Origin of the sequence: Streptomyces sp. NBC_00316 (assembly GCF_036158715.1) — a bacterium.
GTDB lineage: Bacteria > Actinomycetota > Actinomycetes > Streptomycetales > Streptomycetaceae > Streptomyces.
Map to the genome: position 1 here is coordinate 4,389,143 of NZ_CP108023.1, position 23,998 is coordinate 4,413,140.

At 72.6% G+C, this 23,998-nt stretch carries 21 protein-coding genes; 12 read left to right on the forward strand and 9 right to left on the reverse strand.

Going from position 1 to position 23,998, the window contains the following annotated elements; genetic code table 11:
• Window position 1: 1 nt before the first annotated feature.
• Both OG878_RS19520 and OG878_RS19525 read right to left on the reverse strand, forming a co-directional pair.
• Window positions 2-1,117: a sensor histidine kinase gene (locus OG878_RS19520; protein ID WP_328887979.1), complete on the reverse strand. Its 1,116-nt coding sequence runs from the start codon at window positions 1,115-1,117 to the stop codon at window positions 2-4.
• A complete protein-coding gene (locus OG878_RS19525; RefSeq protein WP_328887980.1) occupies window positions 1,114-1,935 on the reverse strand; it encodes a response regulator transcription factor in 822 nt (273 codons plus the stop codon). The genes OG878_RS19520 and OG878_RS19525 overlap by 4 nt, the downstream gene beginning before the upstream one ends.
• A gap of 123 nt (window positions 1,936-2,058) precedes the next feature.
• On the opposite strand from OG878_RS19525, the gene OG878_RS19530 reads away from it, so the two are divergent.
• The 3 genes from OG878_RS19530 to OG878_RS19540 are packed head-to-tail and all read left to right on the forward strand — an operon-like array spanning window position 2,059 to window position 4,312.
• Window positions 2,059-2,784 carry a glycosyltransferase family 2 protein gene (locus tag OG878_RS19530; protein ID WP_328887981.1) on the forward strand — a complete coding sequence of 242 codons (726 nt, stop codon included), beginning with the start codon at window positions 2,059-2,061 and terminating at the stop codon, window positions 2,782-2,784.
• The gene (locus tag OG878_RS19535; RefSeq protein ID WP_328887982.1) at window positions 2,781-3,440 is read left to right on the forward strand and encodes a TIGR04282 family arsenosugar biosynthesis glycosyltransferase; all 660 of its coding nucleotides are present in this window, start codon (window positions 2,781-2,783) and stop codon (window positions 3,438-3,440) included. The genes OG878_RS19530 and OG878_RS19535 overlap by 4 nt, the downstream gene beginning before the upstream one ends.
• A complete protein-coding gene (locus tag OG878_RS19540) occupies window positions 3,437-4,312 on the forward strand; it encodes a class I SAM-dependent methyltransferase (RefSeq protein WP_328887983.1) in 876 nt (291 codons plus the stop codon). The genes OG878_RS19535 and OG878_RS19540 overlap by 4 nt, the downstream gene beginning before the upstream one ends.
• Before the next feature lie 346 nt (window positions 4,313-4,658).
• On the opposite strand, the gene OG878_RS19545 is transcribed toward OG878_RS19540, so the two are convergent.
• Window positions 4,659-5,951 carry a molybdopterin-dependent oxidoreductase gene (locus OG878_RS19545; RefSeq protein ID WP_328887984.1) on the reverse strand — a complete coding sequence of 431 codons (1,293 nt, stop codon included), beginning with the start codon at window positions 5,949-5,951 and terminating at the stop codon, window positions 4,659-4,661.
• 204 nt (window positions 5,952-6,155) lie between these two features.
• Here OG878_RS19545 and OG878_RS19550 point away from each other — a divergent pair, with 204 nt between their 5' ends.
• Both OG878_RS19550 and OG878_RS19555 read left to right on the forward strand, forming a co-directional pair.
• On the forward strand, window positions 6,156-7,550 hold the full coding sequence (locus tag OG878_RS19550; RefSeq protein ID WP_328887985.1) for a hypothetical protein: 1,395 nt from the start codon (window positions 6,156-6,158) through the stop codon (window positions 7,548-7,550).
• Window positions 7,551-7,612: 62 nt separating this feature from the next.
• Entirely contained in the window at window positions 7,613-8,464 is an 852-nt protein-coding gene (locus OG878_RS19555) for a GNAT family N-acetyltransferase (RefSeq protein ID WP_328887986.1), read from the forward strand.
• 26 nt (window positions 8,465-8,490) lie between these two features.
• Here the strand turns inward: OG878_RS19555 and OG878_RS19560 are convergent, their stop codons facing one another.
• Both OG878_RS19560 and OG878_RS19565 read right to left on the reverse strand, forming a co-directional pair.
• A complete protein-coding gene (locus OG878_RS19560; RefSeq protein WP_328891299.1) occupies window positions 8,491-10,203 on the reverse strand; it encodes a SpoIIE family protein phosphatase in 1,713 nt (570 codons plus the stop codon).
• 179 nt (window positions 10,204-10,382) lie between these two features.
• Window positions 10,383-11,123: an alpha/beta fold hydrolase gene (locus OG878_RS19565; protein ID WP_328887987.1), complete on the reverse strand. Its 741-nt coding sequence runs from the start codon at window positions 11,121-11,123 to the stop codon at window positions 10,383-10,385.
• Window positions 11,124-11,220: 97 nt separating this feature from the next.
• Here OG878_RS19565 and OG878_RS19570 point away from each other — a divergent pair, with 97 nt between their 5' ends.
• The 3 genes from OG878_RS19570 to OG878_RS19580 all read left to right on the forward strand — a co-directional run bounded on the left by OG878_RS19570 (window position 11,221) and on the right by OG878_RS19580 (window position 13,700).
• Window positions 11,221-11,769, forward strand: a complete 549-nt coding sequence (locus tag OG878_RS19570; RefSeq protein WP_328887988.1) for a peroxiredoxin family protein — start codon at window positions 11,221-11,223, stop codon at window positions 11,767-11,769.
• A 225-nt stretch (window positions 11,770-11,994) separates the two neighbouring features.
• Window positions 11,995-12,465 carry a cation:proton antiporter regulatory subunit gene (locus OG878_RS19575; protein WP_328887989.1) on the forward strand — a complete coding sequence of 157 codons (471 nt, stop codon included), beginning with the start codon at window positions 11,995-11,997 and terminating at the stop codon, window positions 12,463-12,465.
• 2 nt (window positions 12,466-12,467) lie between these two features.
• On the forward strand, window positions 12,468-13,700 hold the full coding sequence (locus OG878_RS19580; protein WP_328887990.1) for a cation:proton antiporter: 1,233 nt from the start codon (window positions 12,468-12,470) through the stop codon (window positions 13,698-13,700).
• 7 nt (window positions 13,701-13,707) lie between these two features.
• On the opposite strand, the gene OG878_RS19585 is transcribed toward OG878_RS19580, so the two are convergent.
• Together OG878_RS19585 and OG878_RS19590 are read right to left on the reverse strand one after the other, a co-directional pair.
• Window positions 13,708-14,640, reverse strand: a complete 933-nt coding sequence (locus OG878_RS19585) for a M56 family metallopeptidase (protein ID WP_328887991.1) — start codon at window positions 14,638-14,640, stop codon at window positions 13,708-13,710.
• 3 nt (window positions 14,641-14,643) lie between these two features.
• Window positions 14,644-15,102 carry a BlaI/MecI/CopY family transcriptional regulator gene (locus OG878_RS19590; RefSeq protein ID WP_443049132.1) on the reverse strand — a complete coding sequence of 153 codons (459 nt, stop codon included), beginning with the start codon at window positions 15,100-15,102 and terminating at the stop codon, window positions 14,644-14,646.
• A gap of 160 nt (window positions 15,103-15,262) precedes the next feature.
• Here OG878_RS19590 and OG878_RS19595 point away from each other — a divergent pair, with 160 nt between their 5' ends.
• Both OG878_RS19595 and lysA read left to right on the forward strand, forming a co-directional pair.
• A complete protein-coding gene (locus OG878_RS19595) occupies window positions 15,263-15,718 on the forward strand; it encodes a tellurite resistance TerB family protein (protein WP_277327349.1) in 456 nt (151 codons plus the stop codon).
• Window positions 15,719-16,565: 847 nt separating this feature from the next.
• Window positions 16,566-17,909, forward strand: coding sequence for a diaminopimelate decarboxylase (gene lysA, locus OG878_RS19600; RefSeq protein WP_443049133.1), 1,344 nt, complete (start codon window positions 16,566-16,568; stop codon window positions 17,907-17,909).
• 21 nt (window positions 17,910-17,930) lie between these two features.
• Here the strand turns inward: lysA and OG878_RS19605 are convergent, their stop codons facing one another.
• The gene (locus OG878_RS19605; protein ID WP_443049134.1) at window positions 17,931-19,505 is read right to left on the reverse strand and encodes an MFS transporter; all 1,575 of its coding nucleotides are present in this window, start codon (window positions 19,503-19,505) and stop codon (window positions 17,931-17,933) included.
• Between the two features lie 207 nt (window positions 19,506-19,712).
• Complete coding sequence (locus OG878_RS19610) at window positions 19,713-20,789, reverse strand: PucR family transcriptional regulator (RefSeq protein ID WP_443049135.1); 1,077 nt, start codon at window positions 20,787-20,789, stop codon at window positions 19,713-19,715.
• A gap of 276 nt (window positions 20,790-21,065) precedes the next feature.
• Here OG878_RS19610 and OG878_RS19615 point away from each other — a divergent pair, with 276 nt between their 5' ends.
• Window positions 21,066-21,722: a hypothetical protein gene (locus OG878_RS19615; RefSeq protein WP_328887993.1), complete on the forward strand. Its 657-nt coding sequence runs from the start codon at window positions 21,066-21,068 to the stop codon at window positions 21,720-21,722.
• A 113-nt stretch (window positions 21,723-21,835) separates the two neighbouring features.
• A complete protein-coding gene (locus tag OG878_RS19620) occupies window positions 21,836-23,950 on the forward strand; it encodes a flotillin family protein (RefSeq protein WP_328887994.1) in 2,115 nt (704 codons plus the stop codon).
• The last annotated feature ends 48 nt before the right edge of the window (window positions 23,951-23,998 follow it).

Genomic DNA, 23,998 nt, shown 5'->3' on the forward strand with positions numbered 1-23,998 from the left:
CTCAGGCCGGGGCGGCCGCCGGGAGGGTGACCTCGAAGCAGCAGCCACCCGCGACGTTGCGTACGTCCGCCCGGCCCTCGTGCGCCTCCACGATGCCGCGCACGATGGCCAGCCCGAGGCCTGCGCCGGCGGGTGGCGTACGTGCGTGGCTGCCGCGCCAGCCCGTGTCGAACACCCTCGGCAGGTCCTCCTCAGGGATGCCGCCGCAGCCGTCCGTCACCGAGAGCACCACTGTGCCTTCGGCGCGGTGCGCGGCCACCGCCACCGTGCCGTCGGCCGGGGTGCGGCGGATCGCGTTGATCAGGAGGTTGCCCAGGACCCGGCTCATCTCCTTGCTGTCGACCTCCACCGGCACGGCGTCGATACGGTCGCCGACCAGCCGTACCCCGTGCTCGCGCGCCAGTGGGTCGGCACCCGCGAGGGCGTCGCCGACCAGGTCGTACACGGAGATGCGGGTGGGTGCCAGGGTGAGCGATCCGGCGTGGATCCGGGAGAGTTCGAAGAGGTCGCCGACCATGGCGTTCATGCGTTCCACCTCGGTCCGTATCTGACGGAGGTAGCGGCCCGAGTCGGCGGCCATCCCGTCCTCCAGCGCCTCGGACATGGCCCGCAGCCCGGCGAGCGGGGTCCGCAGATCGTGCGAGATCCACGCGACGAGCTCGCGGCGTGACGTCTCCAGGGCGCGTTCGCGCTCCCGGGAACTGTCGAGCTTGGCACTGGTGGCCGCCAGTTCCCTGGCCAGGGAGGCGAGTTCGGCGGTCGCCCGCTCCTCGGGGACGGCGAACGTACCGCCGTCCCCGAACGAGCGGGCCGCCAGGGTCAGCTCCCTGCTCCTGGCCGCGACCCAGCGCCCCAGCAGCATCGCGGTGGCGAAGGACACCACGGCAGCCATGGCGACCACGGTCGTGACGACGGTCAGATCGTGCGTCGACAGGAACATCGCCCAGGCGACCACGAGGGTCCCGGCCAGCATCGCGGTCACGGCGACGGCGGCGACGACGCTCAGCGACACGACGAGCGAACGGTGCCGGAAGAGGCGCAGCGCCAGTGCGCCGAGCAGTCCGGCCGCGGCGGCACCGAGGAACGCGCAGAGCGCAATGAGGAGGATGTCGGTCATGAGGGGCCCGCAGCGGTGGTGGGGCCGGCCTGCGTGCGGACGGAGGCCGAGGGTGAGGCCGGTTCCGGCTCCGGCTCCGGCTCCGGGGTCAGGCGATAGCCCACGCCCCACACCGTCCGGATCAGCTGCGGACGGGCCGGGTCGGCCTCGACCTTGCCGCGCAGCCGCCGCACATGGACCGTCACGGTCGACAGATCCCCGAAATCCCAGCCCCAGACCTCCCGCATCAGCTCCTCCCGGGTGAACACCCGGCCGGGGTGGCGCAGGAAGAAGGCCAGCAGATCGAACTCGCGGAGGGTGAGGGAGAGTTCGCGGCCGCCCCGGGTCGCGCGGCGGGCCGCCGGCTCGAGGCGGAGTCCGGCGCACTCCCACACGGCCGGGGCGGCGTCCGTGACGGGCGCCGCCTCCCGGCCCCGGCGCAGCACCGCATCGACGCGCAGCACGAGCTCGCGCGGGCTGAACGGCTTGGTGACGTAGTCGTCCGCGCCCGTCTCCAGGCCCAGGATGCGGTCGTCCTCGTCCCCGCGCGCCGTCAGCATGATGACCGGCACCCGGCCGTGCGCCCGCATCCGGCGGCACACCTCGAAGCCGTCCATGCCGGGCAGCATCAGATCGAGGACGACGAGGTCCGGCCGCCGCTCGCTGAAGCACTCCAGCGCCGCCGGACCGTCACCGGCCCGCCGGACGTCGTAACCCGCACGGTCCAGATAGCCGACGACGACCTCGGCGACCGTCGGATCGTCGTCCACGACGAGGACATGGCCGCGCGGGGCGCCGGGGGCTGGGCCGGAACCCCGGGTGTCCGGGATGTTCTCCATACCGCCACCTTGGCATCCCGGTTGCCGGCAGGGGTGGTCCGCGGTCCGCCGAAGGGTCGACGTCCGTCTTTCGTAAGAACCTGAAGCCCGAAATGCCGGTTTCTTCTCCGTAGGGTGAGCGAGGTGACCGATTCCTTCCACAATCGAACCCCGCGCGCCGATGTGGTCCTGCCCTGTCTCGACGAGGCCGCGGCGCTGCCCCGGGTACTGGCCCGCATCCCGGACGGCTGGCGCGCGATCGTCGTCGACAACGGCTCCACCGACGGATCGGCGGACCTCGCCCGCTCCCTCGGGGCGACCGTCGTGCCCGAGCCGCGGCGCGGCTTCGGGGCCGCGTGCCATGCCGGACTGCTCGCCGCCGCGGCGGAGTTCGTCTGCTTCTGCGACTGCGACGGCTCCCTCGACCCGGGGCTGCTGCCCGGCTTCGTACGCCGGATCGCCGACGGGGAGACGGATCTGCTGCTGGGCCGCCGCCGCCCCGAGGGCCGCGGTGCCTGGCCGCTGCACGCCCGTGCGGGAAATCTGGCGCTGGCCCGCATGCTGCGCCGCCGTACGGGCCTGCGGCTGCACGACCTGGGCCCGATGCGAGCCGCGCGCCGGGCGGACCTGCTGGACCTGGACCTCACCGACCGGCGCAGCGGCTACCCGCTGCAGATGGTGGTGCGCGCGTCGGACGCCGGGCTGCGGGTCGCGGAGACGGATGTCCCGTACCGCCCGCGGACCGGCAGGTCCAAGGTGACCGGCACCTGGCGGGGCACCTGGCAGGCGGTACGCGACATGCGCGCCGTACTGCGCGAGCCACCGCAGCCGGCCGCCCCACGCACCGTGCGACCGGAGGCCTCCCGATGAGCGCGGCACCGGCCGCGCCCGGCCCCACCACCCTCCTCGTGATCGCCAAGGAACCGCTGCCCGGCCTCGTCAAGACCCGGCTGACCCCGCCCTTCACCCCCGCCGAGGCCGCGCAGCTCGCCGAGGCCGCGCTCCATGACACGCTGCGCACGATGCTGGCGCTGCCGGCCCGGCGAAGGGTCCTGGTGCTCGACGGGCGTCCCGGGCCCTGGCTCCCGCCCGGCATCGAGGTCGTCGCGCAGGGCACCGGCGGGCTCGACGAGCGGCTCGCGGCGGCGTTCGGTGGCTGCACCGGGCCGGCGCTGCTCATCGGCATGGACACCCCGCAGATCACCGCGGCCCATCTGGCTCCCGCGCTCTCCCCGGACGCGTGGGACGGCTGCGACGCGTGGTTCGGGCCGGCCGAGGACGGCGGCTTCTGGGCGCTCGGACTGGCCCGCCCCGACCCGGAACTGGTGCGCGGCGTGCCCATGTCCGCCCCGGAGACCGGGGCCGTCCAGCGGCGGCGGCTCGTCGACGCCGGGCTGACCGTGCGCGATCTGCCCGCGTTGCGGGACGTGGACACGGTGGCGGACGCCGCGCGGGTGGCGGCCGCCGCACCGCACGGGCAGTTCGCCGAGACCCTCGCCCGGCTGACCGGGGCGGCGACGCGATGAGCGGGACAGTGCCGAAACGCCCCGTGCTGACTCCCGTGCCCCCGGACACCCGCCACCCGGACACCGAGCACCGCGGCGCCGGGCATCCGGACATCGCCCCGTGGAGCACCGACCCGTACGCCAACGCGCTGCGCAACGGCCACGGTCCGCTCTTCCTCCGCCGCACGGACGGCTGGCTGCTGCCTCTCGACGTCGAGCGCTGGTGCGCGGGCGCCGACGCCGCCGATCTGTCCGCGCTGCTCCGCTGCGAGGGGCCGGTCCTCGACATCGGGTGCGGACCCGGCCGCCTCGTCGCGGAACTGGCCGCCCGCGGACACCGCGCGCTCGGCATCGACGTCAGCGAGGCGGCCGTCGCCCACACCCTGCGGACCGGCGGCTCGGCACTGCGCCGTTCCGTCTTCGACCCGCTGCCCGGCGAGGGCCGATGGGGCACCGTCCTGCTCGCCGACGGCAACATCGGCATCGGCGGAGACCCACGCAGCCTCCTGCGACGTGCTGCGGACCTGCTCGCCCCCGGCGGCCTGCTCATCGCCGAGACCGCGCCGATGGACATCGACGAGCGGGTCAGGGTCCGGCTGTACGACGGCCGCCCCGCACCGGACACGGCCGGCGGGCCGGACCGGGCCGATGCCGACGACGCGCACTTCCCCTGGGCCCGGATCGGCGCCCCGGCCCTGATCCGGTACGCGCAGCCGAACGGCTGGCGCCCGGTCGATCAGTGGACGGCGGACGGCCGCACCTTCGTCGCCCTGCGCCGCGACCGGAGGGTCCGGACCGTGAGCCAGAGCGCCGACACCGCGAACAGCGCGGCCGTGATCAGCAGCCAGTTCCCGAGGAAGACATCGAGCGGGAGCCCGCTCGCCGGCTCGTAGCGCTCCGCCTGCCGGGTGATCAGGGGGAACCACATGAGCAGGAGCAGCCCCGACAGAAAGGCCGGTACGCGGACGAAGTTGACCAGGCCCGAGCGCGGCCCCAGCACCCTGCGTACGGCCCGGTCCGCCGTCGCGTACACCGGCAGCAGCACCAGGTCGTGCACCAGCGCCGCGGCGACGAACCACACCGCCACTGCGAACGTGTCCCCCTCCAGCAGTCGCACCCCCGCATAGCCCGCGAGCGCGAACGTGACCGCCAGCAGGGCGAAATGCAGCGGCCCTTCCCCGTACCAGCGCCGGAGAACCGCCCCCGGCCGGAATCCTCCACGTCTGCGCACGGGGCTCGTCAGAGCTCCCCGAACGTCAGCCGGGTCACCCATTTGGTGTTGAGCACGCCGGGCGCCGCCGGCACGATGATCCGCGCCGGGTACCCGTGATCCGGCGACAGCGTCTCGCCGTTGACCTCCAGCGCCAGCAGCGATCGCGGGTCGCGCACCTGGTTGTCGCGCAGGGCGGCCTTGCGGAACGGCCCGCTGTGCTGCACCGACTCGACCAGCACACCCGGCGGCCGGTCCGGATACCCCGCGACCACCGCCAGGTCCCGCAGCCGCACGCCGCGCCACCACTGGTCCGCCGTCGACCAGCCCTCCACGCACGCGATCGGCAGGGCCGCGCTGTACTGGTCCATGGCCAGCAGCTGTTCCCGGGTGAACGAGCGCTCGCCGGCGGGGCCGCTGACGGTCAGCCGCCACCGTTCCCCGGTGTCGGCCGGGGTGACCCGCACGGACGCGGCCGTCTTGTTGATCTGAAACCCGTTGGGCCCCTGTCCGGGGTCGGCGACGCCGCGCGGGGTGAGCAGGGCGGTGCTCCGCAGCGCGTCGAAGCTCCGGCCCACCGAGGTGACCAGCAGGAGCAACGATCCGGCGCCCACCATGGCGAACGCACCGCGCCGGGTGAGGGTCGGCGCGTCGGGCGCGGGCGAGGCCAGCTCGTCCGCCTCGCCGCGCAGTTCACCACTGCGCAACACCCGTACGGCTCTCGGGAGCTTCAGCCCGACGTGGGCGACGAACCCGGCGAGGAACACCCACGCCCCGTAGAAGTGCAGCGGGTAGAACGACCCCGGGAACACGTACTCCACCTGGATGTTGAGCAGCCCGGTGACGAACTCGAACAGCGCCCCGCCGACGAGCAGCAGCAACGACACCCGTTCCAGCGCATGCCCCACCGACCGGGCCGGCGGCAGCGCGAAGAGCCTGGGGATCACCGACCAGAGCTTTGCCAGCAGCACGGGAACGAGCACGATGCCGCCGGTGACATGCAGCCCCTGCGTCAGCCGGTACAGCCAGTGCGGCCCGGTCGGCCAGGCGAAGAGATAGAACCCCAGCAGCCCCTTCCCCGGTGTCTTGTCGTTGACCGCTGCCAGGTCCGGGTTGTACGCGGCGTACGACAGCAGACCGGTCACGAACACCAGCGTCAGCCCGACGAGGAGGACGAGACCGAGCACCGCCGTGAACCGGACCCCGCGGACCGGACTGCGCCAGAACCCGGGCGCGGAGGGAAGCCGCCCCCGTTCCTGAAGCCGTTCCAGGAACGCCGGGACCGGAAAGCGGAGTGCTCTGCTGTGACCTGTGTCGCCCATCCCCCGAAGCTAAGCCCGAGGTACCCGGTCGGGGCCCGTACGACCCCTGACGAAACTCTGACGTCACTCCAGCGACGGCCGACCGGGCGATGACGCCCCGTCACCCGCCGGGCCGTCCGGCCCCTCCCGGCCAGGATCTGACGGTTCCGTGACGCGCCCCGGTGATACCGCCCGCGGACGCCCCGCCCTGCTTACCGTGCCTGCGTGAAGACCGAGGAACGCACCACCGGCCACCGTCCCCCGCAGCAGCAGCGCGCCGACGGCCACCGCGGCGACCTGATCGCCGCCGCCGCGGGTGTCCTGCTCGTCACCGCCGCCGTGCTGATCGGCCGCGCGATCCAGGACGCCCACGGAACGCTGGTGGTCCACTGGCCGCCCCTGCTGGCGTCCTGGTATCCGCACACCGGCCCCGGCACCGCGGCAGCGGTCGTCGTCGCGGCGGCCGTCATCGCGTACGGGCCGGTCCTCGCCGGCCGGCTGCCCTGGCGGGGCCTGCTCGCCACCGCGTGGGCCGCCTCCCTCGCCTGGATCTTCTCGCTGGCGATGATCGACGGCTGGGGCCGGGGCATCGCCGACCGGCTCACCACGAAGCACGAATACCTCCGGGTCATCGGCCGGTTCGACGACATCGGCGCGGCCCTGCGCGGTTTCACCGGCCACATCCTGCTCGGCCACCCGGGCAACTGGCCCGCCCATGTCGCCGGTCATCCACCGGGTGCCACGCTCACCTTCGTCCTGCTCGACCGGATCGGGCTCGGCGGCGGCGCATGGGCCGGTGTCTGGTGCATCGTGCTCGGCGGCTCCGCGGTGGCCGCCGCGCTCATCACGGTGCGCGCCCTCGCCGACGAACGTCTGGCGCGGCGCGCCGCGCCGTTCCTCGTCCTCGCGCCGATGGCGGTCTGGACGGGAGCCTCGGCGGACGGCTACTTCGCCGCGGTGGCCGCCTGGTCGGTCGCGCTCCTCGCCCTGGCCGCGACCCGCACCACCCGCCGCCCGGCGGCGGCCGCCCTCGGTTCCGGGCTGCTCTACGGGCTGACCTGCTACCTCTCGTACGGTCTGACGCTCATCGCGCTCCTGCTTCTCACCGTCCTCCTCCTGACCCGGACGGCCCGCCCCGTCCCCCTCTTCCTTCTCGGGGCGCTCGTCGTCCCGGTCGCGTTCACCCTGGCGGGGTTCAACTGGTGGGAGGGGTACCGGGTGCTGGTCGAGAGGTACTACCAGGGGGCGGGCGGGATCCGCCCGTACTCCTACTGGGTCTGGGCGAACCTCGCGGCGACGACGGTCGCCGCCGGACTCGCCACGGTCGCCGGCCTGCGCCGGGCCGTGGCCGGCGCCCCCTCCGCCGTCCGCGCCCTGCGCACCGGCACCACCTCCGCACCGCACCGGCTGATCCTTCTCACCCTGGCCGGGCTCCTCGCCCTCCTCGTCGCGGATCTGTCCGGGATGAGCAAGGCGGAGACGGAGCGCATCTGGCAGCCGTTCGTCCTCTGGTTCCTGCCGGCCGCCGCGCTGCTCCCACCGGACACCCGCCGCGGCTGGCTGACCGCGCAGGCCGTCGTCGCACTGCTGGTCAACCATCTGCTCTGGACAGGGTGGTGACGAGGAGGCACATGGCCGAACCGTCGTCCTTGAACCGGTCACCTACCGGGTACAGGTGCCCCGTGCCGACATTCGAGATCACCACAGCAAGCGCCGACGACATCGAGATGCTGGGAGAGTGGGCCCACGCCGAGGGGTGGAACCCGGGCCGCACCGACGGCCAGGCCTTCTTCGCCACCGACCCGCGCGGCTTCCTCATCGGCAGGCTCGACGGTGAGCCCGTCTCCTCCGTCTCCGTCATCCGGTACGGCTCCGGCTTCGGGTTCCTCGGCTTCTATCTCACCCGCCCGGAGTTTCGCGGCCAGGGGTACGGCATCCAGGTCTGGCGCGCCGGGATGGACCGGCTCGCCGGGCGCAACGTCGGGCTCGACGGCGTCGTCGACCAGCAGGCCAACTACCGCAAGTCCGGGTTCCGTTCCGCCTGGACGAACATGCGCTGGGCCGGCCGGCCCACCGCGGACCCCGCCGTGCCGCCCGGTCTCACGCTCGTCGACGCCCGCTCGCTGCCCTTCGACCGGCTGGCCGGCTACGACCGCCGCTTCTTCCCCGCCGAGCGCGACAGCTTCCTCGCCCCGTGGATCGCCGCGCCCGGGCGCACCGCCCTCGCCGCCGTCTCCGACGACGGGGAGCTGCGGGGGTTCGCCGTGATGCGTCCCTGCCGCACGTCGTCGCGCATCGGCCCCCTCCACGCTTCGTCGCCCGACGTGGCCGCCGCCCTGCTGAGCGCCCTGTCGGCCGTCGCACCGGACGGCGAGATCGCCGTCGACGTACCCGGCGTCAATCCGGCGGCGGTCACGCTCGCCGAACAGCTGGGCCTCACACCGTCGTTCGAGACGGCCCGGATGTACACGGGGCCGATGCCGGACGTCGATCACACCGGGCTGTTCGCCATCACCAGTCTGGAGCTCGGCTGACGTCGCGGCGACCACTGACAGCGCCCCTAAAGGTCCTGCTCCGGTTCCGGGATCCGGGCCCGCGACGCCAGCACCGCGATGTCGTCCTCCGCGCCCGGGCCGAACCTCTCCAGCACCCCGTCCAGCAACTCGTCGAGGCTCCCGCTCGCCGGCAGGGTCATCTCCGCGAGCCGGCGCACCGATACGTCGATGTCCTCGCCCCGCCGCTCCACCAGACCGTCGGTGTACATGAACATCACCGTCCCCGGGCCGCACTCCACCACCGTCGTCACATAGCCGCCGAACCCGGTGCCGAGCGGCGGTCCCGCCGCCACCTCGCCCAGCCGGGCCCCCGCGTCCCCCGGGTCGATGAACACCGGTGGCAGATGCCCCGCGCTCGCCAGCTCGCACGTCCCGCCGGCGCGGTCGACGACCGCCAGCAGGCAGGTCGCCGCCCGGTCCGGACCCGAGCGCTCCACCATCCTGTCGAGCTGTTCCAGAATGCGGTGCGGCGGCAGCAGTTCGTCGGCGAGCAGCCGCAGCAGGGAGCGGTAGTGGCTCATCGCGACCGCCGCCTCCACCCCGTGCCCCATCACGTCGCCCATCGCCTTGAGGTGGCGCCCGTCCGGCAGCGGGATGACGTCGAACCAGTCGCCGCCCACCATCACGCCGCGGTCGGCCGGCAGGTAGCGGGTGGCCACCTCGATGTGCGGGTGCGGCAGGCGCGGCTCGGACAGCAGGGAACGCTGCAGCTCCAGGGCGATGGTGTGCTCGTGGGCGAACCGCCGGGCGTGGTCGAGATCGACGGCCGCCCGTGCGGCCAGTTCCCGGGCGACCACCACGTCCTCGTCCGAGAACACCGGCGAGTCACCCGCCCGGGCGAGGCCGAGGACACCGAGCGGCCCGCCGCGCACCGAGAGCGGCACGACGACCGTCGAATGCATGCCGAGGGCCCGGTAGGCGGCCACCCGCTGGGGGTTCGCGGAGGCGTTGCCGAGATGCCGGTCGTCGCCGAGGTTCGCGACGACGGGCTGGTCGGTCTCCAGGCACCGCGGTACGGACGCGTCCTCCTGGTAGTCGATGTACTCGCTGGTCAGCCCGAACTCCTCGAGCCCCTCCCGCAACCCGGCGACCGCCGTGATCGCCGCGCGGCGCAGCCGCAGCATCCCCGGCGGCGCGGGGCGTACGGGAGCTGCCACGTCCGGAGGGAAGACCTCGACCGTCGCGGCGTCCGCCAGCGCCGGTACGACGAGGTCGACGAGTTCCGCGCAGGTGGTGTCCATGTCGAGGGTGGTGCCGATCCGGGAGACCGCGGCGTCGAGGAGGGTCAGATTCCGCCGCGCCTGCTCCAGCTCGCGCTGCTCGTCGCCCGAGGCCATCACCTCCAGCACGATCGCGGCGATCCCCCTCACCTGCCCGTCCACCTCCAGCCGGTGGTACGTGCCGTGCCAGTACCGCCGGGCCCTGCCGGACGCGGCGGGCGTGTAGCCGCTGGAGGTGATGTCGCGGGGTTTCCCGTCGGCGAGGACCGCCCGCATCGCGTCCTCCCGCGCGTCGAGATACGGCAGGATCTCGGTGACCGTCCGGCCGAGGTGTTCGGCGGCCGGGATGCCGTTGATCCGTTCGAGTGCCGCATTGACGTACACGTAGCGCAGCTCGGTGTCGAGGACGGCCACCCCGGCCGTGGTCCCGCCGACCACCGCAGCCAGGATCGCGGGATCGAACGGTGGCTGGGCGTCGGCGTACGCATCGGCCTGCACGAGCACCTCCTGGAGCGGGGCGCGGGTCACCCGCCGGCCCGGCCTCCATGGTCGGCCGCCCGGCCCCGCCCCGCATCCGCGCCCACCCGTGGACCGGTGCCGCGGCCGGGACCGGCATGGTGGGCGCGCTCACCGTGGAGACGGCCGCCACCCCGGCCGCGTCGTCCACACGCGATGCGTCATGTCCCGTCGCCGTCGTCCGGCAGGGGCGTTGCCCGCTCCGTGCGCAGCCGGTCGTAATCCACCGTGCCGTCCGTCGCCGGGGCGCCCAGCGGAAGCCGGAGGGCGGCGTCCACCGCAGCCGGCAGCGCGGCCAGCCCCAGCAGCCCCCTCACCAGCTCGGTCGTCAGCCCGTGCCACGCACCGGCGCGGCGGAGCATCGCATGGTCGCTGTCGCGGATCGTCACCAGACAGGAGCGGGCACCGGCCCGGCGGGCGCGGGTGGCGAGGGACTGGGAGCCCTGGGGGCTCGTCACGCGGTCGCGGGTGCTGTGCAGCAGCACGACGTCCCGGTCGGCCAGTTGGGTCACCGGATCACCGGGCGGACACCAGGGAGCGAGGCCGACCACCCCCCGTACCGACGGATGACCGGCGGCGCGCAGGGCGGCGCGGGCTCCCATCGAGTGCCCGACGAGCACCACCGGAACGTCGCCGTGGGTGCGCCGCACGTCGTCCAGTGCACGTACCGCGTCGTGCAGGGCGTCCTCCCGGGCCCCGTTCCATCCGCGGTGCCCGTACCGGACCTCCCGTACCGCCACCTCCACCGGCTCGGCCCGCGTCACCCGGACGACGGCCCGCGCGAACGGTCGCATCCGCAGGGCCGGAAGGTTCAACGGCCCCGGCGGGGGCGGCCCCAGACCCGTCTCGCGCCCGCCGTGCAGGAGGAGCACCGCCGCCGACGGTGGTCGCCGATCCGCCATACGTACCTCCTGGTCGCGGAAGCCACCACCGTACCGAGCATGCTGTACCGGAACATCGCCGAACGCCGCACACCCGTCGCACACAAGGGGACCCACCATGGGATCGTCACCACACGTCGGCCTGCCCGCCCCGGACTTCACCCTGCCGGGCGGCACCCTCGCCGAAGACACGTTCGAACGACGCGACTACACGCTCTCGGCCGCCCGCGGACGTACCGTCGTCCTCGCCTTCTATCCCGGCGACAACACCACGGTCTGCACCAAGCAGCTCTGCTCGTACTCCTCCGGCCTGGAGACCTTCACCGGTCTCGACGCGGAAGTCTGGGGAATCAGTCCACAGGGTGTGGACAGCCATGAGTCGTTCGCCCGGGCACACGGTCTGCGGATGCCGCTGCTCGCGGACGCCGGACGGGAGATCGCCCGGGCGTACGGGATCACGGCGCCCGGGATCGGGGTGCGCCGGGCCGTGTTCCTGATCGGGCCGGACGGCGTGCTGCGGTGGAGGCACGTCGCGCTCCTCGGGGCCACCTTCCAGTCCCTGGACACGCTCGCCGAGCACATCTCCGGCATCGGCAACCGCACGGGGGAAGCCACTTCACCCGCCCCGGGGCAGCCGGCCGACGACACGGACGAGACCACCGGCTGACCTCTTTCCCGACCCCACGTGCCCGACGGTGAGCAACGGACCGCCGGGCACGGCCGCGTCCGCAGCCCGGCCGTCCTCGTGCGGCCGCCCGCCGGTCGAAGCCGCTGCGGGTCCCGGTCCGGCATCACACGCCCGCAAGCGGTGGAAGTCTCCGGTTAAGGTAATGAGACGTTAAAGAGATCGCCAAGTGCGTCGCTGTGCCGTCGTGCGCCTCGGGAGGAAGCCATGGGAACCCACCGGACCACGCTGCCCGGAGTCGGTGTGCAGTACGACTACACCACCGAGTCGGGACAACACATTTCGGTCGTCGTCCACCACGACGGGCGGCGGTTCATCGGCTTCTACGAGCACGACGACCCCGATTCGTGCCGGCTCTCCGTGCCGCTGACTCCGCAGGAGGCCACCGCACTCGCGCATCTCATCGACGCCGCACCCATCGACGCCGTACGGACCGAAGGCATCGATCTCGTCACCGAGCACATACCGCTCGGGTCGCGCTCCCCGTACGGAGGGCGGCTGCTCGGGGACACCCGGGCGCGGACGCGGACCGGGGCGTCGATCGTGGCCGTGCTGCGGACGCACAGTGCGCATCCGTCGCCGGGGCCGGACTTCCGGCTGGCCATCGGGGACACGCTCGTCGCCGTCGGTACGCGTGAGGGCGTCGACGCGCTCTCCGAGATCATTGCGGAGGGCTGACCGTGCACGACACGACCGCACTGCTGGTGGAGCTCGGCTCCGTCATTCTGGGGCTCGGGATCATCGGGCGGTTCGCCGGGCGGATAGGGCTCTCGCCGATTCCGCTCTATCTGCTGGCCGGGCTGGCGTTCGGGGACGGGGGGCTGCTGCCCCTGGGGGCCAGCGAGGAGTTCACCGCCGTCGGCGCCGAGATCGGTGTCATTCTGCTGCTGCTCCTGCTGGGGCTGGAGTACAGCGCGTCCGAGCTGGTGACCAGCCTCAAGACGCAATATCCGTCCGGGGTCGTCGACTTCGTGCTCAATGCGACGCCCGGTGCGGTCGCCGCCCTGCTGCTCGGGTGGGGCCCCGTCGGGGCCGTCGCACTGGCCGGGGTCACCTGGATCTCCTCGTCTGGCGTCATCGCGAAGGTGCTCACCGATCTGGGGCGGCTGGGGAACCGGGAGACACCCGTCATTCTCGGGGTCCTCGTCATCGAGGACCTGTCGATGGCCGTCTATCTGCCGCTGCTCACCGCGATGCTCGCCGGTGTCGGCCTGGCTGGCGGCAGCATCGCCCTGCTGGTCGCGCTCGGCACCGTCGGGTTCGTGCTGTATCTGGCGCTGCGGCACGGCCGGCTCATCAGCCGGGCCGTGTCCTCCGACAACCCGGAGATGCTGCTCCTCGTCGTCCTCGGGCTGACCGTCCTGGTGGCCGGGGTGGCCCAGCAGTTGCAGGTCTCCGCAGCGGTCGGCGCGTTCCTGGTGGGGATCGCCCTCTCGGGGGAGGTGGCGGAGGGCGCCCGCAAGCTGCTGACGCCGCTGCGTGATCTGTTCGCCGCCGTCTTCTTCGTGTTCTTCGGGCTCTCCACCGATCCGGCCGCGATTCCGCCCGTGCTGCTGCCGGCCCTGCTGCTGGCCGTCGTCACCGTCTTCACCAAGATCGGCACCGGCTGGTACGCGGCCCGGCGGGCCGGGATCGGGTCGCGCGGGCGGTGGCGTGCCGGTGGCACGCTCGTGGCGCGCGGTGAGTTCTCCATCGTCATCGCCGGCCTGGCCGTGGCGACCGAGCCCCGGATCGGGCCCATCGCCACCGCGTACGTGCTCATCCTGGTCATCGTCGGCCCGCTCACCGCCCGCTGGACGGAGCCGGTCGTGACCCGGATCAGGAAGCAACGGGAACGGAAGCCCGACGAGGCCGGTGTGCTCGTGGCCCGCGAGGAGCTTCCGGTCGTGGAGCGTGCGTCGGCCGCCGACTGAGCCGCCGTCAGAGCGGGGTCGCCGCGTGCAGGATCCGTACCAGCGTCACCGTCGCGTTCAGCGACGACAGCGCCGACACCGCGGTGCCGGCGGTGGCCACCAGTCCCGCGAAGGCGACGTGGGCGGACGACGGCGGCCAGAGCCGGGTCGGCGGGACGGGGTCCAGGAGCGCGGCGACCCGGCGCGGGACCGGGCCGACCGCCGCGAGCGCGGGCAGGGCGTCCGGTGACCGGTGGGCGAAGAGCGCCGCCTTGCCGACCGCCCCCGCCACCGCCCGCCGGTCGCCGGTCACCTGCGCCGCCGCCTCGTCCGCCCACCGCTCCGTGCTGTACGCCACCGCCGCACGCAACGGCAGCAGGAACGGGTTGGCCCGCGCGGCGAGTTGGGTGGCGAGGAGGTAGCGGTGGTGGCGGGCGGTCAGGTGGGCCCGCTCGTGGGCGACGAGCGCCCGGCGTTCGCGCGCGGTCAGGCACTCCATCATCGCCGTCGACACCACCACCCGGCCGGGGGCGCCGGGGAGTGCGTACGCGTACGGCTCCGGGTCCGGCAGCACGGCGACCACGGACGGCCTCCCCGGGAGGGACTCGAGGGCCCGGGTGGCACGGACGCGCTGGCGTACATGGTGGTGGACCGCTGCCGCGCAGGCCGCGACCACCGCCGCCAGCACCCCGATCGCGACGATGCCCGCCTTCTCCTCGTACGGCACCGCCGCGCGCACCTCGGGGTCCGACCAGCCGTCCGGCAGCGGATTGCCGGGGAGCTGGGCCGTGCCCACCACCATCAGCAGCGCCAGGCACACCGTGCTGCACAGGGCGAGCGTCGTGCCGACGGCCGCCAGCAGACGGGTGGCGCTGCGCGGGTGCAGATGCTGTTCGGCCAGGCGCGCGATCGGCAGCGCGGTCAGCGGCAGCACGAGGGGCAGATAGACGAAGACGCCCATCGGTCAGTCCCCCTCCCTCTCCGTCGTCTGCGCCAGCAGCGCGCGCAGACGTTCCTCGTCCCCCGGGGACAGCACCGAGACGAACCGGGCGAGTACGGCCTCGCGGTCCCGCTCGCCGTCCAGGACCCGGCGCATCCGCAGCGCGGCGAGACCGGCCTCGTCGGAGGCGGACGTCCAGATGTAGGAACGGCCCTGGCGGGACCGTGTCACGCACTTCTTCTCGTACAGACGGGTCAGGATCGTGATGACGGTGGTGTACGCGAGGTCGCCGTCGAGGTGCTCCTGTACCCAGCCCGCCGTCGCGGGGCCGTGCGCCGAGCGCAGTACGGCGAGGATCTGGGCCTCCAGTTCGCCCTGACCGCGCTTGCGGGGGCGCCGCCCTTCGGCCACCGGGTTCGCCGGGGGCACGTTGTCGCGGGGCAGTTCGTTGTGCGGGTGGTGGCTGGCCCCGGCCGTGTCCATCGTGGTGACTGCCCTTCGTGCGATACCGCGTCGTCCACGGCGTCGCAGCATCGTACTGAAGGCCGGTTCCCGGACACTGCGGGCGACCGCCCTGCTTACTTCTACACGTCTGTAGAGTTTGATCTCGTTCCGCCGACACAACGCAACGTATGGAGACGTCATGGCACTGTGGGATCGGATCAAGGAATCCGCGTCGACGATGCAGTCGCAGCTCGAGGCGAAGAAGAACGACCTGAAGAGCGGCGCGTTCCGCGATGCGAGCATGGCGATGTGCGCCCTGGTCGCCGCCGCCGACGGTTCCATCGACCCGTCCGAGCGTCAGCGCGTCGCCTCGCTGATCGCCTCGAACGAGGTACTGCAGAACTTCCCTGCCGACGATCTGCAGCGGCGCTTCAACGACTACGTGAACAAGCTGACCGCGGACTTCGCCTTCGGCAAGGTCAGCGTGCTCCAGGAGATCGGCAAGGCGAAGAAGAAGCCGGCCGAGGCGCGTGCCGTCATCCAGATCGGCATCGTCATCGGCGGTGCCGACGGCGACTTCGACAAGTCGGAGCAGGCCGTGGTGCGGGAAGCGTGCTTCGCGCTCGACCTTCCGCCGCACGAGTTCGACCTGTAGGCACCGGCGCCGCACGGCCCTCGGGCCGGACCGCGCCCGGGCCGGACCGCCTGAATCACCGCTGGTCCGGTCCCCAGGACCCCGCCCTCGTACCGCGTATGCAACGCGTCACGGAGGCGGGGTTCTGCGTCAAGTCGGCGTCAGGGCCGTACTCGATCCCCTCGTCAGCGGGCTTAGCGTCATCAGTGCAGCCGCTTGCACCGCGGCCGCAGTCCCCTCGAGGAGGAACACCATGTCCGACTGCGCCGAAACGGACGACCCCGAACCTCTTGAACCCGTCCCGGCCGGACCACTCTTCGTCCCCGTCCGGCCGGGTCTCACCAGCGGCACAGCCGGCACCGCACGGTTCTTCCGTACCGTTCCTGGGCGGTGGGCAGGAGTGAGTCCTGGCTCACCGGCACGCCCCGAACGGTCTTGGGCGCACTGGTCCTCCGCTTTCGCGTCCCGGTCGGCAACACATATCCCGTATGCGGTCCGTCCCGGGTGGGCGGAATCCCTACGACCTGGCCATATGGGTGTGGCCAGAGGCGACGGGGAGGCCCCGAACCATCTCGCTGGTGACACGGGGGCCCCGACCGCTGACGCCACACCCGGCGTCCCAGATCGCACCGAATACGCTACGCACACCCCATCAGCCGCACAGCAGATCGCCACACCGTTCGCTCAATCGTGCCCATCTGCACCAAAGCAGCTTGCCCCGCTCGGTATCACCGGCCTCACCGTGGATCCGCAGCTGACCGCCCAGCCCGCATCCTCTTCCCCCGGGGCGCACTGGCGGAGCACCTGTCCGCAGGCAGCGCCCACCGCCGTCGCTGCACAGCGGCGTTGAGACCGGAAGGGGACCATCGTGACCATCTCATCCGAAGCCGTCGTCGAGGAGACCTCCTTGCGTGACGGCGATGTCTGGCCCGCCTCCGCCCGCACCGTGCCCGGCGGCGATGTGACCGTGGGCGGAGTGTCGCTCGCCGAGGCCGCCGACCGGTTCGGCACGCCCGTGTACGTCCTGGACGAGGACGAGGTGCGCCGGCGCTGCCGTGCCTACCGTGCCGTCTTCCCCTCCGCCGAGGCGGACGTCGTCTACGCCGCCAAGGCGTTCCTGTGCCGCGCCGTCGCCTGCTGGATCGGCGAGGAGGGGCTCGGGCTCGACGTCTGCTCGGCCGGGGAGCTGGGACTCGCCGTCGCCACGGGCTTCCCCGCCGAGCGGATCGTCATGCACGGCAACGCGAAGAGCCCGGAGGACCTCCATACGGCCGTACGCCTCGGGGTCGGCCGGATCGTCATCGACAACGCCTCCGAGATCGCCCGGCTGGCGACGATCGTGCCGCGGAACACCCGACAGCAGATCCTGGTGCGCGTGGTGCCCGGCATCTCGGCCGGCGGGCACGCGGCGATCCGTACCGGGACCGACGACCAGAAGTTCGGTCTCTCCCTCACCGACGGGTCCGCGCAGCACGCCATCGCCAAGGTGCTCGGGCAGCCACGGCTCCAGCTCATGGGCCTGCACTGCCACATCGGCTCGCAGATCGGCACGGTCAAGCCGTATCTCCAGGCCGTGCGGCGGATGGTGGGTCTGCTCGCCCGCGTCCGCGACCAGCACGGGGTGGTCCTGCCACAGCTCGACATCGGCGGCGGGCACGCGATCGCCTACCGGCCCGGCGAGCAGAGCCTCGACGTACGGACCCTCGCCACCCGGGTGCGGACCGAACTGGCCGACGGGTGCGCGCGGGCCGGGCTCCCCGTCCCCCGGCTCACCGTGGAACCTGGGCGCGCCGTCATCGGGCCCGCCGCGGTCGCCGTGTACCGGGTGCTCGCGGTCAAGCAGACGGGGACGCGCACCTTCGTCGCCGTCGACGGCGGGATGAGCGACAACCCGCGGCCCGCGCTGTACGGCGTGCGGTACGCGCCCCGCCTCGTCGGCCGTGCCTCCACCGCCGCCCCGCAGCAGGTGACCGTCGTCGGGCGGCACTGCGAGGCGGGCGACGTCCTCACGGACGGGGTGGAGCTGCCCGGTGACGTACGGCCCGGCGATCTCCTGGCGGTGCCCGCGGCGGGGGCGTACCACCTGTCGATGGCGTCCGGATACAACCTGGTCGGCAGGCCGCCGGTCGTCGCCGTGACGGACGGGACCGCACGGACCCTCGTGCGGCGCGAGTCGCTGGACGACATGCGGCGGCGGGACATCGGGGTGTAGGGCGGGGGACCGGCCCCGTCGTCAGGCACGGACCGGGGCCGGCTCCTCCACCCTCTGGGGACGGGGTGCGCCCCGGCGGTACAGGACCACGGTGACCAGCATCCCGAGGGCGAAGTAGCCCGCCGACCACCAGTACGCGGTGGAGTAGCTGTGCAGCTGGGCCCGGGCGATGTCGGCGGGGGTCGGCGGGCGTCCGGCGAGGTAGCTTGTGGCAGCGCCGGTGGCGAGCGTGTTCAGCAGCGCCGTACCGATGGAACCGCCCACCTGCTGGCTGGTGGTGACCATGGCCGAGGCCACCCCCGCGTCACGGGTGGCCACCCCGTACGTGGCCAGGTTCATCACGGTCGCGAAGACCATGCCGAGCCCCAGGCCGAGGAAGAGCAGGTTGGGCAGCACATGGGTGAAGTAGCCGCTGGTCAGGTCCAGGCCGGTCATCCACACCATGGCGGCCGCTGCGATGCCCATGCCGAGCGGCACGACCGGCTTCGCGCCGAACCGCGGCACCAGCACATTGGTCGTCGTCATCGACGTCGCGATCATCAGGGCGACCATCGGGATGAAGGCGAGACCGGTGGCGACCGGCGAGTAGAGCAGGGTCTTCTGCAGGTAGTACGTGAGGAAGAGGAACACGCCGAACATGCCGCCGCCGGCGATGAACATCGCCAGGTACGACGCTCCTCGGTTCCGGTCCAGCACCACCCGCAGCGGCAGCAGCGGATGCACCGCCCGCGTCTGCCACCAGGCGAACGCCGCCACGAGCACGCCGCCTGCCGCGAGGAAACCCCAGGTGTGCGGTGAACTCCACTGGTGCGACCCGGCATTGGAGAAGCCGAAAACGATGCAGAAGAGGCCCGACGAGACCAGGACCGTGCCCGGGACGTCGAGCTTCGGACGGTGGGCGGGGGCACCGGCGGACAGCAGCCGGGCGCCGCCGGCAAAGGCGACCAGGGCGAACAGCAGGTTGACGTACAGGCACCAGCGCCAGTTCAGATACTCGGTGAGGACCCCGCCGAGCAGCAGCCCCACCGCGCCGCCGGTGCCCGCGATGGCGCCGTAGATCCCGAACGCTTTGGCCCGCTCCTTCGGGACGGTGAACGTCGTGGTGAGGAGGGAGAGCGCGGCCGGCGCGAGCAGCGCACCGAACATGCCCTGGAGCGCGCGGGCGACGACCAGCACCTCGAAGCCCGGGGCGGCGCCGCCGATCGCCGAGGCCACCGCGAAGCCGACCAGACCGGTCAGGAAGACGCTCCTGCGGCCCACCAGGTCGGCGATCCGGCCGCCGAGCAGCAGCAGCGAGCCGAAGACCAGGGCGTACGACGTCACGATCCACTGGCGGTTGCCGTCGGAGAAGCCGAGGTCCCGCTGGGCGGAGGGCAGGGCGATGTTCACGATGGTGGCGTCCAGGACCACCATCAGCTGCGCCAGACCGATCACCCCGAGCACCCACCACCGGCGCTCCGGTCCACGCACGCGCCGGCTCTCGGGACGGGACGGCGGAGCGATCGCGACGCCGGCGGTGCCCCGGGGGGCCGGTCGGCCGGCGGACGGTCTCACCTCGGGGGACGGATCGCGCGCATGACGTGCGTGACGTGCCATGGTTCTGGGTCTCCCTCGGTGCACACGTCCGAACACCCCCTGCACCTCACGCTAGGCGCAGGTCAGGATCGCCGCATGCGGGAAGGGGCGCACGGGTCCGGACCTGCCGGGATCCGGCAGATGAGAGGGTCCGTGGCCGGCGCGCACGCACCCGTCGAGGGGTCTTGACCGGCCCCGGCGCGGCGGGGACGTCAGAGTTCCTCGACGTCAGAGTTCCTTCGCCGGCCAGTCCAGCAGCCGGGCACCGATCACCGCCGTCTGCAGCGTGTACCGGTGCGTCGGGTCGGACGGATCTGAACCGGTCAGCTGATGGATCCGCTCCAGCCGGTACGTGAGCGCCCGGACGCTCAGCGTCAGCCGCCGGGCCGCTTCGGCGGCGACACAGCCCGCGTCGAAGTAGGCGGCGAGCGTCTTCAGCAGCGGTTCCGCGCCGCCGCGAGCCTGTCGGAGGGGGCCCAGCTCGCTGCGCACCAGATCGGCCATGGCCTGCCGGTCCCGGGTCAGGACGGGGTAGACCAGCAGGTCGGCGGCGTACAGCACCGGATCGTCCAGGCTCATCCGGTCCGCCAGGTCGATCGCGGCGAGCGCCTCGTCGTACGACTGGACGACACCGCCCGGGCCCCGGTGCGGGCGGCCGATCGCGACCCGGCCGCCGTCCGTCGCCGCATGCGCCTGCTTGGCGAAATGGCGCAGGGCCTCCGGCTGGGAGTCCGGGGCGATACAGACCAGACGCCCGTCCTTCGTCGTCAGCAGGATCTCCCGGCCGTCGAAACGGGCCAGCAGCGCCGACTCCACCTGGCGCGGCGCGGTGTCCGTCTCGGTGTACGCCTGCGGCCCCGCCGCCACGGCGACCGCATGGGCGCGTGACAGCCGCAGCCCGAAGCGGGTGGCCCGCTCGGCGAGCCGGCCCAGATCGCTGCGCCCGTACAGCAGGTCGTCGATGAACTCGCGGCGCGCCGCCTCCTCCCGCCGTACGGTGCGCCGCTGGGCCCGCTCGAACCCCTCGGCGAACGCGTCGACGGTCTGCTCGACCGCGGCCAGCACGCAGTCGGCGGACGCCGGGCGGGTGGCGTCGATGCCCGGCCACGCGGTGCGGGTCGCCGCCAGATGGAGACCGACCAGGGTGCGCAGCTGGATTCCGGCCTCGGCGGCCTCCCGGCCCAGGTCCCGGCGGCTGTCCAGCTCGTCGCGGGTCAGCCGGCGCCCGGTCGCGGCGACCTCGCCCAGTATGCGGGTGTAATCCCCCAGCCAGTCGTCGGCGATCTCCGGCTCCGGCACGCCCATGCCTCCAGTTTTGATGCGTCTCTGACACTCGCTCAACGCATCAGGGCAGGTGCTGGTGCCCGGCATCAAGGAAGTACAAAGACTGCCGGATACCGGCAATGCGGCACAGCCGCATCGGCTGTCATGATCCGAACCAGCACCAACCGGGGGAAACACGGGGGATACGGGGGAGGACTCGGCTGCTGCGGCGCCGCTGTGGCGGCGTCGCAGCACCGGGGTCACCGCCGCACGACGCACCCGCCGCACCCCCGCTCACACGCAGGGGGGAGTGCACCGATGCAGGAGTTCCTGAGCGCGGCGTTCTCCTTTCCCGCCGCCCTGTTCGGCGCGGCCCTGGTGGTCGTCGTCTGCTTCTGGCTGCTGGTCCTGGCCGGCGCGGCCGACCACCACGCCTTCGACGGGGACCTCGACACCGACCTGGCCGGGATCGGCGGTGCGCCGGTCTCCGTCTCGGTGTCCGTGATGGTGGTCGTCGCCTGGTTCACCAGCCTGACCGGCTCCGTCCTGCTGCACCGCAGCGCGGTCACCGGCACGGCCCGGGCCGTACTCGCCTGCGCCGTACTCGCCGGGGCGCTGCTGATCTCCTGGGCCGTGGTCCGGATCCTCGTACGTCGCCACCGCCGCCACTTCCCGGACGAACCGCCGCCCTCGCGCCGGGACTTCCTCGGCCGGGTCTGCACGGTCCGCACCGGCTCCGTCAGCTCCGACTTCGGCCAGGCCGAGGTCGCGGCAGCCGACGGATCCACCGCGATCGTCCAGGTCAGGCAGTTCTCGCAGCCGGACGAAGGGGTCCTCACCGCAGGCAGTGCGGGGCTGCTGTACGCGTACGACGACGAGGGCGAGTTCTTCTGGGTCTCGCCGTACGACGTGACGCTCGACCCGGGACCACCGGCACCGTCGCGGCCCCGTACCAAGCCCCGCCGTTCCGGCTGAGCCGTCCGCCGCCGACGCCCGCACGCCGATTTCCGGCGCGCACACGGCTGCCCGACGCCGCCCTCCCCGTACCCGCCTCCTCCGTTCTTCCTCACCAGCCGCCAAGGACTGTCATGGATGCCATCTCCCTGGGCTTCGGCGTGCTCATCGCCGTGGTCCTGCTCATCGCCATCGCCCTGCTCCTCGTCGTCAGCCGGCTCTTCCGCAAGGTCGAACAGGGCAAGGCGCTGATCATCTCCAAGACCAAGAAGGTCGACGTGACCTTCACCGGCGCGGTCGTCCTGCCGGTGCTTCACAAGGCCGAGTACATGGACATCTCGGTGAAGACGATCGAGATCCGCCGCACCGGGCGCGAGGGCCTGATCTGCCAGGACAACATCCGCGCCGACATCCACATCAACTTCTTCGTACGGGTCAACAAGACCGTCGAGGACGTCATCAAGGTCGCCCAGGCCATCGGCACCGAACGGGCCAGCGACAAGGCTGCCATCCAGGACTTCTTCGCCGCGAAGTTCGCCGAGGCCCTCAAGACGGTCGGCAAGCAGCTGGACTTCGTCGATCTCTACACCAAGCGCGAGGAGTTCCGGGACCGCATCATCCGGGTTATCGGCACCGACCTGAACGGCTACCACCTCGACGACGCGGCCATCGACCACCTGGAACAGACGCCGATGACACAGCTCGACGGCGCCAACATCCTCGACGCACAGGGCATTCGCAAGATCACCGAACTGACGACGATCGAGCACGTGCGCACCAACGAGTACCAGCGCACCGAGCAGAAGGAGATCACCCGGCAGAACGTCGACGCCCGCGAGACCATCCTGGAGCTGGAGCGCCGGCAGGCCGAGGCCGAGATCAAGCAGCGGCGCGAGGTCGAGACGCTGCGGGCCCGCGAGGAGGCGGCGACCGCCCGGGTCCAGGAGGAGGAACGGCTCGGTGCGCAGGCCGCGTTCATCCGTACCGAGGAGCAGCTCGGGATCCAGCGCGAGAACCAGGCGCGGGAGATCGCCGTCGCGCAGAAGAACCGCGAGCGGGTCATCGCGGTCGAGAACGAGCGCATCGAGAAGGACCGGCTGATCGAGGTCATCGGACGCGAACGGCAGACCGAGCTCAACCGGATCGCCGCGACGAAGGAGGTCGAGGCCGAGCGCCGCGAGGTCGCCGATGTGATCCGGGAACGGATCGCGGTGGACCGCACGGTCGCCGAGCAGGAGGAGTCGATCAAGACACTGCGGGCCGTCGAGGAGTCGGAGCGCACCCGCAAGTCGGTGATCATCGCCGCGGAGGCGGAGGCCCAGGAGAAGCTGGTCAAGGACATCAAGGCGGCGGAGGCGGCCGAGGCGGCCGCCACGCACCGCGCTGCGGAGCAACTGACGCTCGCCGAGGCCCGGCTGAAGAGCGCGGACCTCGACGCCCGGGCGAAGCTGCGGCTCGCCGAGGGCGTCCAGGCGGAGTCCGCGGCACCCGGTCTGGCGGAGGTGCAGGTCCGGGAGGCGGCGGCCGACGCCATCGAGAAGACCGGCCTCGCCGAGGCCGAGGCCACGTCGGCCCGGCTCAAGGCCGAGGCGGAGGGGGCCCGGCTGAAGGCACTGGCCACCGCCGAGGGCACCCGGGCGCAGGCCACCGCGGACGCGGCGATGATCGGCGAGAAGCTGAAGGCCGAGGCGGCCGGGCTCACGGAGAAGGCGGCGGCGATGGCGGCGCTGGACGACGCGTCGCGCGGGCACGAGGAGTACCGGCTGCGGCTCGCCGCCGAGAAGGAGATCCGGCTGGCCGGACTCGACGTGCAGCGGCAGGTCGCCGAGGCGCAGGCGACGATCGTGGCCACCGGCCTGGAGAACGCCGACATCGACATCGTCGGCGGGGAGTCGGTCTTCTTCGACCGGCTGGTCTCGTCGATCGCGCTCGGCAAGAGCGTCGACGGGTTCGTGGAGAACTCGGACACGGCGAAGGCCCTCGCCGGGCCGTGGCTGAACGGCACGTCGTCGTTCACGGACGACCTGACGCAGGTGCTCGGCTCGGTCTCGACGGGTGATGTGCAGAACCTGACGGTGTCGGCGCTGCTGATGCGGATGATGAGGGCGCCGGGGGCGGGGACGGATGCCGGTCAGATCCGGCGGCTCCTGGACTCGGCACGGCAGTTGGGCCTGGCGGACGTGCCGGTGGGGGCGGCATCGGCCACGGGTGACGTACCGGCGTCGCGGAACGGGTCGCCGGTGGCATAGGGGCCGGGGTGAACCGGGCCGTCCGGTGGGCGTTCCGTCCTCACCCAC

What these genes read in the sequence shown, in the direction of transcription:
- OG878_RS19575 (WP_328887989.1), top strand. Translation starts at nt 11,995, where the DNA reads ATGGGAACCCACCGGACCACGCTGCCCGGAGTCGGTGTGCAGTACGAC.
- OG878_RS19570 (WP_328887988.1), top strand. Translation starts at nt 11,221, where the DNA reads ATGGGATCGTCACCACACGTCGGCCTGCCCGCCCCGGACTTCACCCTG.
- OG878_RS19540 (WP_328887983.1), top strand. Translation starts at nt 3,437, where the DNA reads ATGAGCGGGACAGTGCCGAAACGCCCCGTGCTGACTCCCGTGCCCCCG.
- OG878_RS19520 (WP_328887979.1), bottom strand. Translation starts at nt 1,117, where the DNA reads ATGACCGACATCCTCCTCATTGCGCTCTGCGCGTTCCTCGGTGCCGCC.
- OG878_RS19595 (WP_277327349.1), top strand. Translation starts at nt 15,263, where the DNA reads ATGGCACTGTGGGATCGGATCAAGGAATCCGCGTCGACGATGCAGTCG.
- OG878_RS19590 (WP_443049132.1), bottom strand. Translation starts at nt 15,102, where the DNA reads ATGGACACGGCCGGGGCCAGCCACCACCCGCACAACGAACTGCCCCGC.
- OG878_RS19615 (WP_328887993.1), top strand. Translation starts at nt 21,066, where the DNA reads ATGCAGGAGTTCCTGAGCGCGGCGTTCTCCTTTCCCGCCGCCCTGTTC.
- OG878_RS19585 (WP_328887991.1), bottom strand. Translation starts at nt 14,640, where the DNA reads ATGGGCGTCTTCGTCTATCTGCCCCTCGTGCTGCCGCTGACCGCGCTG.
- OG878_RS19620 (WP_328887994.1), top strand. Translation starts at nt 21,836, where the DNA reads ATGGATGCCATCTCCCTGGGCTTCGGCGTGCTCATCGCCGTGGTCCTG.
- OG878_RS19535 (WP_328887982.1), top strand. Translation starts at nt 2,781, where the DNA reads ATGAGCGCGGCACCGGCCGCGCCCGGCCCCACCACCCTCCTCGTGATC.
- OG878_RS19610 (WP_443049135.1), bottom strand. Translation starts at nt 20,789, where the DNA reads ATGGGCGTGCCGGAGCCGGAGATCGCCGACGACTGGCTGGGGGATTAC.
- OG878_RS19605 (WP_443049134.1), bottom strand. Translation starts at nt 19,505, where the DNA reads ATGGCACGTCACGCACGTCATGCGCGCGATCCGTCCCCCGAGGTGAGA.
- OG878_RS19565 (WP_328887987.1), bottom strand. Translation starts at nt 11,123, where the DNA reads ATGGCGGATCGGCGACCACCGTCGGCGGCGGTGCTCCTCCTGCACGGC.
- OG878_RS19525 (WP_328887980.1), bottom strand. Translation starts at nt 1,935, where the DNA reads ATGGAGAACATCCCGGACACCCGGGGTTCCGGCCCAGCCCCCGGCGCC.
- OG878_RS19545 (WP_328887984.1), bottom strand. Translation starts at nt 5,951, where the DNA reads ATGGGCGACACAGGTCACAGCAGAGCACTCCGCTTTCCGGTCCCGGCG.